Raw genomic sequence first — 9,462 nt, 5'->3', positions numbered from 1 at the left:
GCCCGCAGCAGCCGGGCCAGTGCCGCCTCGCCGCGCCGCAGCCAGGCGGCGGCCAGCAGCCCGACGCCGATGTGCGCGGCGAGCAGCAGCCAGGGGGTCGTCGACGGATCGGTGCCCCACGCGCCCGGCGGCAGCGCCTGGGCACCGCGACCGCTCTGGTCGCCCTGAGCCGCCGCGACCCGGGCCAGTGGAGTGCCGAGGCTGCCGCCGCCGCACAGCAGATCCACCCCGACCGAGCGCAGCGGCCCGGTCACGGGGCCGCCCGTCTGCCCGTAACAGGTGTGCTGGCCGCTGGTGAAGACGGTGTCGGCCAGCAGCTCCAGCGGGATCAGCAGGGCGGCGATGCGCCCGTAGCGGCGCTCGCGTCCGGCCAGCGCGAAGGCGAGCAGGAAGATCATGCCGGAGACGGCCAGCAGCGGGGTGAGGGGCAGCGGCGCGCCGGAGAGCAGGACGTGGGCGCCTGCGGACAGCGTGACGCACAGCGCGGTGAAGACGCCCGCCCGCGCTGTCCGTATGCCCGCCGTGCCCGTCCTGTCGATGTCCATCGCCGGACGAGTGTGTCACGAAGAGAGGTAAGGGGTCGCTAAAGGTGTCCCACCGATTTCCCGGCGTCGGCCAGGGGCACTACAGACCGGGAATCCGGCCGTTGCGGAAGAGGTCGACGAAGATCTGGTGGTCGCGGCGGGTGGTCGAGCCGTACAGGTGAGCGAAGTCGACCAGCAGCTGCGGGAAGCCCTCCTCGTCCGCGGCGATCGCCGCGTCGATGGCGCGTTCCGTGGAGAAGGGCACCAGCGAGTGGCCGCTCTCGTCGTCGGCGGCGGCGTGCATGGTGGCGGTGGCCCGGCCGAGGTCGCCGACGACCTGGGTGATCTCGGCGAGGTCGTCGAGATCCGACCAGTCGAGATCGACCGCGTACGGGGAGACCTCGGCCACCAGCTGGCCGGTGCCGTTCAGCTCGGTCCAGCCCAGCCAGGGGTCGGCGTGCGCCTGGAGCGCGCGCTGCGAGATCACCGTGCGGTGGCCCTCGTGGCGGAAGTAGTCGCGGATCTCGGGGTCGGTGATGTGGTGCGAGACGGCGGGCGTCTGCGCCTGCTTCATGTAGATCACCAGGTCGTTCTCCAGGGCGTCGCTGTGGCCCTCCAGGAGGACGTTGAACGACGGCAGGCCCGCACTGCCGATGCCGATGCCGCGGCGCCCGACGACGTCCTTGACACGGTGGGCGTCCGACCGGAACCGGGTCGCGCCGGGGAGGGTGCCGAGATAGGAGTCGAAGGCGTCCAGCACCTTGCGGCGGGTGGCGGAGTCCAGCTCGATGGTGCCGCCGCCGGGGGTGAACCGGCGCTCCCAGTCGCGAATCTCCGTCATGCTGTCCAGCAGCTCGAAGCGGGTGTTGGAGCGGGCCGAGCGCAGTGCGCCGAGGACCGGGCCGCGGGCGGTGTCGAGGGTGAGCGCGGGGCCTTCGTCGTCCTTGCTGTCGGTGGCGAGCGCGTGGATGCGCCGGCGGTAGGAGTCCGCGTACGCGCGTACCAGACCGGTGATCTGTTCGTCGCTGAGCGCCTTGGTGTACCCGAGCAACGCGACGGAGGCGGCGAAGCGCTGGAGGTCCCAGGTGAAGGGTCCGACGAAGGCTTCGTCGAAGTCGTTGACGTTGAAGGTGAGGCGGCCGTTGGCGTCCATGTAGGTGCCGAAGTTCTCGGCGTGCAGGTCGCCGTGGATCCACACCCGGCTGGTGCGCTCGTCGAGGAACGGATCGCCCTGCTGGAATCCCCGCTGGTCGGAGGCGGTGGCGTCGGCGTAGAAGAGGCAGGCCGTGCCACGGTAGAAGGCGAAGGCGGAGGCGGCCATCTTGCGGAACTTGACCTGGAAGGCGGCCGGATCGGCGGCCAGCAGATCACCGAAGGCGGTGCCGAAGACTTCGAGGATCCGCTCGCCGCGCGCGTCCGCCGTGCCGGCCTGCTGCGTTGCCATGGGGTGCCCTTCCGGGTGCGACAGTGGGGAAACGTCTCCGGGGATCTTCTCGCACCGGTCAACGCGCGGGGTGGCGGGGGAGTGCCCGCGGAGGGCCGTGGCGGCGCGGCCCGCGGATGTCGGTGCCGGGTCGTAGACTCCGAGCCGTTCCGCAACATCCGTGCCCGGAGGTGGCCCGCGCCGTGACCCAGCAGCCGTTCACACATCTGCATGTGCACACTCAGTACTCGCTGTTGGACGGTGCGGCGCGGCTGAAGGACATGTTCAAGGCCTGTGGCGAGATGGGCATGTCGCACATCGCGATGACCGACCACGGCAATCTGCACGGCGCCTATGACTTCTTCCATCAGGCGAAGGGCGCCGGGGTCACTCCGATCATGGGCATCGAGGCCTACGTCGCCCCGGACCACCGGCGGAACGTGCGGCCGGTCAAGTGGGGCACCCCGCACCAGAAGCGTGACGATGTCTCCGGCAACGGCGCGTACACGCACATGACGATGTGGGCGCGCGACGGAGAAGGTCTGCACAACCTCTTCCGGGCCCAGTCCCGCGCCAGCCTGGAGGGCTTCTTCCGCAAGCCCCGCATGGACCGCGAGCTGCTGGCGGAGTACGCGAAGGGGATGATGGCCACCACGGGCTGCCCCTCCGGCGAGGTGAGCGTGAAGATCCGCCTCGGGCAGCTGGAGGAAGCGGTCAAGGCCGCCGGAGAGTTCCAGGACATCTTCGGCAAGGAGAACTTCTTCGTCGAGCTGATGGACCACGGCATCGACATCGACAAGCGGGCGAGGGCCGGTCTGGAAGAGGTCGCCAAGAAGATCGACGCCCCGTTCGTCGTCACCAACGACTCGCATTACACCTACGAGCGGGAGTCGGCGGCCCACGACACCCTGCTCTGCATCCAGACCGGGAGCAATCTCTCGGACCCCGACCGCTTCAGCTTCGACGGCGCGGGCTACTACCTGAAGTCGGCCGAGGAGATGTATGCCATCGATTCCTCGGACGCCTGGCAGCAGGGCTGCCGCAACACCCAGCTGCTGATCGCCGAACGCATCGACACCACAGGCATGTTCGAGACGCAGAACCTGATGCCCCGCTTCGATGTGCCGGCGGGATACGACGAGATCTCCTGGTTCAAGGAGGAGGTCACGCGGGGCATGGCACGCCGATATCCCGGCGGCGTCCCACAGGACAGGCAGGAGCTCGCGGAGTACGAGATGGGCGTCATCATCTCGATGGGCTTTCCCGGATACTTCCTCGTCGTGGCCGACTTCATCATGTGGGCGAAGGACAACGGCATCGCGGTCGGCCCGGGCCGCGGTTCGGCGGCCGGCTCGATCGTCTCCTACGCCATGGGCATCACCGACCTCGACCCGGTCACCCACGGCCTGATCTTCGAGCGGTTCCTCAACCCCGAGCGCCTCTCCATGCCCGATGTCGACATCGACTTCGACGAGCGCAGGCGCGGCGACGTGATCCGCTACGTCACGGACAAGTACGGCGCCGACAAGGTCGCCATGATCGGCACCTACGGCACCATCAAGGCCAAGAACGCGATCAAGGACTCGGCCCGGGTGCTGGGCTATCCGTACGCGATGGGCGACCGGATCACCAAGGCCATGCCCGCCGACGTGCTCGGCAAGGGCATCCCGCTGTCCGGCATCACCGACAAGGACCACCCGCGCTACGGCGAGGCGGGCGAGATCCGCGGGATGTACGAGAACGAGCCGGACGTCACGAAGGTCATCGACGCCGCCAAGGGCATCGAGGGCCTGGTGCGGCAGATGGGTGTGCACGCGGCGGGCGTGATCATGTCCAGCGAGAAGCTGATCGACCACGTGCCGGTCTTCTCGCCCAAGAACGACGGCGTCGTCGTCACCCAGTGGGACTACCCCAGCTGTGAGGCGCTGGGCCTGCTGAAGATGGACTTCCTCGGCCTGCGCAACCTCACGATCATGGACGACGCGGTCAAGATGATCCGCAAGAACAAGGGCGTCGACCTCAAGCTGCTGGATCTGCCGCTGGACGACAACCAGACCTTCGAACTGCTCCGGCGCGGCGACACCTTGGGCGTCTTCCAGTTCGACGGCGGGCCCATGCGTTCGCTGCTGCGGATGATGAAGCCGGACGACTTCGAGGACATCTCCGCCGTCGGCGCCCTGTACCGGCCGGGCCCGATGGGCATGAACAGCCACATCAACTACGCCCTGCGCAAGAACGGCCAGCAGGAGATCACCCCGATCCACCCGGAACTCGAGGAGCCGCTCAAGGAGGTCCTGGGCATCACCCACGGCCTCATCGTCTACCAGGAGCAGGTGCAGAAGGCCGCCCAGGTGCTGGCGGGTTATTCGCTGGGGCAGGCGGACCTGTTGCGGCGCGCCATGGGCAAGAAGAAGGCCGAGGTGCTGGAGAAGGAGTACGTGCCCTTCCGGCAGGGCATGCGGGACAACGGCTACTCGGACGAGGCCGTCAAGGCCGTCTGGGACGTGCTGGTGCCCTTCTCCGGCTACGCGTTCAACAAGGCGCACTCCTCGGCGTACGGGCTGGTCACCTACTGGACCGCCTACCTCAAGGCCAACTACCCCGCGGAGTACATGTCGGCGCTGCTCACCTCGGTGCGCGACGACAAGGACAAGTCGGCGGTCTATCTGAACGAGTGCCGCAAGATGGGCATCAAGGTGCTGCCGCCGGACGTCAACGAGTCGGAGGCGAACTTCACCTCCAGCGACGATCACACCATCGTCTTCGGCCTGACGGCGGTGCGCAACGTCGGGCAGAACGTGGTGGACTCGATCGTGAAGTGCCGCAAGGCGAAGGGGAAGTACACCTCCTTCCCCGACTTCCTCGACAAGGTCGAGGCCGTCGTCTGCAACAAGCGCACCGTCGAATCGCTGATCAAGGCCGGCGCCTTCGACGAACTGGGTCACACCCGCAAGGGGCTGACCGCCCAGTTCGAGCCGATGATCGACAACGTGGTCCAGGTCAAGCGCAAGGAGGCCGAGGGACAGTTCGACCTGTTCGGAACGGACGCAGGGGAGGACGCCCCGGGCTTCGGGCTGGATGTGACCTTCTCCGAGGAGGAGTGGGAGAAGACGTACCTGCTCGCGCAGGAGCGGGAGATGCTCGGTCTCTACGTCTCCGACCATCCCCTCTTCGGCCTGGAGCACGTCCTCAGCGACAAGGCGGACACCGCCATCGCCCAGCTGACCGGCGGCGACTACTCCGACGGGGCGATCGTCACCATCGGCGGCATCATCTCCGGGCTGCAGCGCAAGATGACCAAGCAGGGCAACGCCTGGGCGATCGCCACCGTGGAGGACTTGGCGGGCTCGATCGACTGCATGTTCTTCCCGGCCACCTACCAGCTGGTCTCCACCCAACTGGTCGAGGACGCGGTGGTCTTCGTCAGAGGCAGGCTGGACAAGCGGGAGGACGTGCCGCGGCTGGTCGCGATGGAGCTGATGATCCCGGACCTGAGCGAGGCGTCCTCCAACGCGCCGGTGACGATCACCATCCCGACGGTGAAGATCACCCCACCGCTGGTGGAGAAGCTGGGCGAGGTGCTCACCCACCACCGTGGTTCCAGCGAGGTACGGGTCCGGCTGCAGGGCGCGCGCAAGACGACGGTCCTGCGGCTCGACCGGCACCGGGTCACGCCCGACCCGGCACTCTTCGGCGATCTCAAGGAGTTGCTGGGCCCGTCCTGCATGGCCCGCTGAGGCTCCCGTCCGGCGGGCGCGGGGGCGCGGGAAGCGAGCGCGAGAAGAGGACGGCCCCGGGGCTGGGGCCGCCCTCTCCGACGTGCGCGCCGATGTGCGGTGCCGAAGGCACAGTTGAATCTGCTGGATCGTGCGGACCGTTGGGTTCGGCGGCTCAGTTGTGGCCGAAGCGCCTCTGGTGCTTGCGGGCCACGTCCGCGGGGCTGACGGTTCTTCCCGCCGGGGGCCGCTGCTGCTGGCCCTCTGCAGCACCGCCCTCGGTCTTGCGCTCTTCGCGCTCCCCGCTCCCGGTCTTCCGCTGACTACGGTCTTGGTTACTGCCCTTGGCCATGATCGCCTCCTGGGGACCGTTGAACGTTGGGCCGAAATCAGCCTCGCACGTGGGTATGAAGCACGCATGTCGGGCAATAGGCCCGAACGCGGCGGTTCTTCGCGTTGTCGATGCCTTTGTGGGCCGGTGCCGCCACGCCGGTGATCGTGACCCGGCTGATAACCCCTGTACGGTCGGGCAGACTCGAGGAAATAGGCGAGAAACGCGCGAGAAAGCAGCCTCGGCTGTGCTGGGTGACCGAGAGTGGGTGGAACGTGGATCGCTGCGTCGTCCTGGTGGATGCCGGGTATCTGTTGGGCGCCGCCGCGAGTCTGCTGGCCGGAGAGCCGACGCGCTCCCGGATCAGCGTGGACCATGCGGCCCTGATCCGGGGTCTGCGCGAACGCGCCGAGGCCGACACCCAGTGCGATCTGCTGCGGATCTACTGGTTCGACGGTGCCCCCGACCGGGTGCCGCAGCCCGAACACCGCAGGCTGCGTGTGATGCCGCGGGTCACGGTACGGCTTGGGGCGCTGACCCGGAGTGACGGGGGACGGTGGGCACAGAAGGGCGTGGACGCGGCGATGCACGCCGAACTCACCGAGCTGGCCCGCAACCGTGCCTGCGCCGACATCGTGCTCGTCACGGGCGACGGAGACCTGCTGCCGGGCCTGATGTCGGCCAAGGAGCACGGTGTCGCGGTGCACCTGTGGGCCGTACAGGCGGCGGACGGTGACTACAACCAGTCCGAGGACCTGGTCGCCGAGGCCGACGAGCGGCGCGTGCTGGACCGCAGCTGGATCACCGCGGCCGTACGGGCCAAGGATCTCACCGGCGTCTGCGCCCCGCAGTCCGCGTCCCGCCCGGACATCGCGGCGATCCTCTCGGCGCCGCTGCCCGAGTCGGCCAAGAACGGCAGCGCGCCCCCGGCCGCCGCTCCCGAGCCGGCCGAGGTCCCGGCAGCGCCCCCGCCCGTACCGGCGGAGGAGCAGGACGCCGTTGCGGCCACCGGGAAGACGGCGACCGGAGTGCCCACTCCCAAGGACCTCGCCGGGCTCGGCCGCCCCACGCCTCCGCAGTCAGCTCAGGTGACCCCGCCGGGCGCCACGCTCCGCTGGTCCTCCGACCGGGGCTGGGTGGAGCGCGGGACGACCGGGGAGAGCCCGGAGATCGCCGCCCTGCCGATGCTGGCCCAGCTGACGACCGCCGAGCAGCGCTGGGCCGACCGCGAGGAGGACATCACCGCCGTCAGCGGTGACCCGTTCGAGGTAGGCCAGGTCTTCGCCCGCCGCTGGCTGGAGCGGCTCACCGCGCCCGTACACGTGCAGACCCTCGCCCGCGAATATCCGCGCATCCCGCACCGCATCGACGGGGAACTGCTCCGGTACGCGGCCCGGTTCGGGCTGCTCGCGCACAAGGACGACCAGATCGACGAACACGACCGGTACGCGATCCGTGCGGGTTTCTGGCGTGAGGTCGACACCCCGGCCACCCCGGCCACCGCCCCGCAGACCGCGGCGGCCGAGGGCACCTCTGTCCCGGACTGACCCCGATGCGCCACCCGTGTCGGCCGGGCGCCGCGGCGGCAGCGTAGTCTCGTGGCTCGTGGGAATCGGCACACGGCAGGTGGTGGACAGCGTCGAGACGCGGACGCGGGCCGCCGTGCGCGTAACCGGCCTGGTCAAGACCTATCCCGCGATCAGGCGGCGGCGCGGGACCACCGCTACGCCACCCGTACGGGCCTGCGACGGGGTCACCCTCGAGGTGCGGGCCGGCGAGCTCTTCGGACTGCTCGGCCCGAACGGAGCCGGTAAATCCACCCTGGTCAGGCAACTCACCGGGCTGCTGCGGCCCGACACGGGCGGCATCGAGGTGCTCGGTCACGACCTGGTGCGGCACCCGGAGCGCGCGTCGCGGCTGCTGGCCTATCTGGGTCAGGAGTCCGGCGCGCTGGACGAGCTGAGCGTCGCCCTCGCCGCGGAGACGACGGGGCGACTGCGCGGGCTGGACGCCGCCACCGCGCGCCGGGAGCGTGACACGGTTCTGGACGAGCTGGGCCTGGGCCCCCTCGCGGGACGCCCGCTGAAGAAGCTCTCCGGCGGGCAGCGGCGACTGGCCTGCGTCGCGGCGGCACTGGTGGGGGAGAGGCCCCTGCTCGTACTCGACGAGCCGACGACGGGCATGGACCCGCTCGCCCGGCGTGCGGTGTGGGCGGCCGTGAACCGGCGGCGCGCCGAGCACGGCGCCACGGTGGTGCTGGTGACGCACAACGTCATCGAGGCCGAGACGGTGCTGGACCGGGTCGCGGTGCTGGACCGCGGCCGGGTGATCGCCTGTGACACCCCCGGTGGTCTGAAGGCGAAGGTGGGAGAGGACGTGCGGCTGGACCTGGTGTGGCGCGAGAGCGCACCACTGGACGTACCGCAGGTCGCCGCGCTCGCCGGGCACGCCACGGTCTCGGGGCGCCGCTGGACGCTGCGCCTCGGCCCGGACGCCGCCCGCGCGGCCGTCACCGCCGTCACCACCGGTCCGGCCTTCGCGGCACTCGACGACTTCTCGCTCTCCACGCCCAGCCTGGAGGACGTGTATCTGGCGCTGGGCGGCAGCGGGGAAGGTCTGGTGAAGGTGTGAGTACGGTCGCGACGACGCGGGCCGCGCAGGCCACGGCACGGGCGCGCGCGGACGAGCCTGACACGGGCGCGGCGGTGCCCGCCCCGCTCGCCGCCCGGGCACGCCTGTGGCCCTCGCTGGCGGCCGTCTACCGGGCGCAGCTCTCCCGGGCCCGGGTCGCCCGCATCCCGCTCCTGTTCGTGGCGACCTTCCAGTCGCTGGGGATCATGGTGCTGATGCGGGGCGTGGTCGACGCCGGTGCGGAGGCGCGGGCGGTGGTCGCCGGGTCGAGCGTCCTCGTGGTGGCCTTCGTGGCGCTGAATCTGCTCGCCCAGCACTTCGGGCAGCTGCGCGCCGGCGGCGGGCTCGACCACTACGCGACACTGCCGGTGCCCCCGGCGGCCGTCGTACTGGGCGCGGCGGGCGCGTACGCGTCCTTCACCGTGCCGGGTGTGGTGGTGACGGCCGTCGCGGGCGCGGTGCTCTACCAACTGCCGCTGGGCGGGCTGTGGGTGCTGGGGGCGGTCATCCCGCTGGCCGGTGCCGCGCTGGCCGGGCTCGGCGCGGCCCTCGGGCTGCTGGCGCCCAAACCCGAACTCGCCACCCTCTGCGGCCAGCTGGGCATGTCCGCCGCGTTGCTGCTGGGCGTGCTGCCCGGCAGCCGGCTGCCGGAGCCGGTGGGCTGGGTGCGGGACCTGCTGCCCTCGACGTACGGGGTGGAGGCGCTGGCCCGTGCCTTCCAGACCCGGCCCGAGTGGGGACAGGCCGTGCTCGACCTGGGCGTGTGCGCCGCGGTCGGGGTGATCTCGCTGGCCGTCGCGACGTGGGCGTACCGCCGGGCGGCGGTGCGCTGAGGAG

The 9,462-nt window shown here is 70.3% G+C and carries 7 protein-coding genes; 4 read left to right on the top strand and 3 right to left on the bottom strand.

Annotated elements, in window-relative coordinates:
* Together ACRDP3_RS19585 and ACRDP3_RS19580 are read right to left on the bottom strand one after the other, a co-directional pair.
* The coding region (locus ACRDP3_RS19585) for a hypothetical protein (RefSeq protein ID WP_431518268.1) at window positions 1-539 on the bottom strand (539 nt) is incomplete at its 3' end.
* Window positions 540-624: 85 nt separating this feature from the next.
* Window positions 625-1,968, bottom strand: coding sequence for a DUF2252 domain-containing protein (locus ACRDP3_RS19580; RefSeq protein ID WP_431518265.1), 1,344 nt, complete (start codon window positions 1,966-1,968; stop codon window positions 625-627).
* Between the two features lie 182 nt (window positions 1,969-2,150).
* On the opposite strand from ACRDP3_RS19580, the gene dnaE reads away from it, so the two are divergent.
* Window positions 2,151-5,684 carry a DNA polymerase III subunit alpha gene (gene dnaE / locus ACRDP3_RS19575; protein WP_431518264.1) on the top strand — a complete coding sequence of 1,178 codons (3,534 nt, stop codon included), beginning with the start codon at window positions 2,151-2,153 and terminating at the stop codon, window positions 5,682-5,684.
* A 154-nt stretch (window positions 5,685-5,838) separates the two neighbouring features.
* Here dnaE and ACRDP3_RS19570 read toward each other — a convergent pair whose 3' ends face one another.
* Window positions 5,839-6,015: a hypothetical protein gene (locus ACRDP3_RS19570; RefSeq protein WP_431518263.1), complete on the bottom strand. Its 177-nt coding sequence runs from the start codon at window positions 6,013-6,015 to the stop codon at window positions 5,839-5,841.
* A gap of 254 nt (window positions 6,016-6,269) precedes the next feature.
* On the opposite strand from ACRDP3_RS19570, the gene ACRDP3_RS19565 reads away from it, so the two are divergent.
* From ACRDP3_RS19565 to ACRDP3_RS19555, 3 genes are all read left to right on the top strand, one after another.
* Complete coding sequence (locus ACRDP3_RS19565) at window positions 6,270-7,541, top strand: NYN domain-containing protein (protein ID WP_431518267.1); 1,272 nt, start codon at window positions 6,270-6,272, stop codon at window positions 7,539-7,541.
* Between the two features lie 82 nt (window positions 7,542-7,623).
* Window positions 7,624-8,625: an ABC transporter ATP-binding protein gene (locus ACRDP3_RS19560; protein WP_431518266.1), complete on the top strand. Its 1,002-nt coding sequence runs from the start codon at window positions 7,624-7,626 to the stop codon at window positions 8,623-8,625.
* Window positions 8,622-9,458 (top strand): ABC transporter permease, encoded by an 837-nt coding sequence (locus ACRDP3_RS19555; RefSeq protein WP_431518262.1) that lies wholly within the window; start codon window positions 8,622-8,624, stop codon window positions 9,456-9,458. Before ACRDP3_RS19560 ends, ACRDP3_RS19555 begins: the two co-directional genes overlap by 4 nt.
* The last annotated feature ends 4 nt before the right edge of the window (window positions 9,459-9,462 follow it).

It is taken from the genome of Streptomyces sp. (assembly GCF_050698815.1).
GTDB lineage: Bacteria > Actinomycetota > Actinomycetes > Streptomycetales > Streptomycetaceae > Streptomyces.
This window is presented reverse-complemented; position numbering and strand designations above follow the sequence as displayed.